Source organism: Vibrio sp. 704 (genome assembly GCF_033339295.1).
The window spans coordinates 1-621 of the sequence record NZ_JAWOUH010000622.1 but is presented as its reverse complement, the minus strand read 5'-3'; the positions used below and the strand labels follow the sequence as shown (position 1 = coordinate 621).

Annotated in this window: 2 protein-coding genes; one reads left to right on the top strand and one right to left on the bottom strand. The window is 39.9% G+C overall.

The window, feature by feature from the left end; all coding sequences use genetic code 11:
* A partial coding sequence (locus R7R24_RS28120) for an MOSC domain-containing protein (protein ID WP_318120360.1) occupies nt 1–268 on the bottom strand: 268 nt, incomplete at its 3' end.
* A gap of 266 nt (nt 269–534) precedes the next feature.
* Here R7R24_RS28120 and R7R24_RS28115 point away from each other — a divergent pair.
* On the top strand, nt 535–621 hold an 87-nt coding region (locus R7R24_RS28115), incomplete at its 3' end, for a YqaE/Pmp3 family membrane protein (RefSeq protein ID WP_318120362.1).

Here is a 621-nt window from a genome sequence, read left to right as displayed (position 1 = left end):
TTTCCTGCATTTTGAAATCTTGATAACGGATTTTAAGTGGTTCCATTCCCAAGCTACTGAACACCACCCCATCGGCAAGCAACGCTGATTTCACGGTTACCATTTGAGGGTACTTTCGCGCAGTGATCATCGAACCATCGGCTTTGGCAATCATAAAACGACGGTCAAAACTCAACCCTTGTTTTTCTACCCATGCGGACGAAAGCGACACACCTCCGACTGATTTAACCGGAAAAACATTAATTTGGGATAAAACGGGTTGCGACATAGCCTTCTTCCTACGGGTGATCTTTAATTGTTGCAGTATTGTATACCTAAATGACATTAAGATGCAGATTCACGCATTAGCATTTATCCCAAAATCAAACCTTTAAGAGAGAAAACGACTTGGATTTACTGAGATGCCTTTACTACACTCAGAATTCACATTTTTTAACACTGCTCTGACCAAATACCATTTGATAAAGTGTGACACTAAACACATAATGCGCCATATTTTTGACGACATCCATTCATTGACTTGGAGCTTTACCCATGGATACAAAAAAACTGATTCTAATTTTGCTGTGTATCTTTCTTCCACCGGTAGCGGTTTACATGGAAAAAGGTCTGAATAAAGAC